Source organism: uncultured Sunxiuqinia sp. (assembly GCF_947495665.1).
Taxonomy (GTDB): Bacteria; Bacteroidota; Bacteroidia; order Bacteroidales; family Prolixibacteraceae; genus Sunxiuqinia; species Sunxiuqinia rutila.
Genome location: NZ_CANLZV010000065.1, coordinates 1 through 221, shown reverse-complemented (window position 1 = coordinate 221; position 221 = coordinate 1). Strand labels below are relative to the sequence as shown.

Below are 221 nucleotides of genomic sequence, written 5' to 3'. Positions count from 1 at the left end.
AGGATTCGAACCTACGAAGTCATAAGACAGCAGATTTACAGTCTGCCCCAGTTGGCCACTTTGGTATCTCCCCAAACAATATTTCACTGAACGCTATAATATCTTTTTGCAAACCTCATACTGCTTGCCTTGAACTCTTTTGCTTTGAGCCGAATCTCAGATTCGAACTGAGGACCCCGAGATTACAAATCACGTGCTCTGGCCAACTGAGCTAATTCGGC

The 221-nt window shown here is 44.8% G+C and carries 1 tRNA gene; it reads right to left on the bottom strand.

Annotation, left to right across the window (positions count from 1 at the left end):
- Nucleotides 1-147 precede the first annotated feature (147 nt).
- Nucleotides 148-221: transfer RNA gene (locus Q1A18_RS19060), tRNA-Thr, on the bottom strand.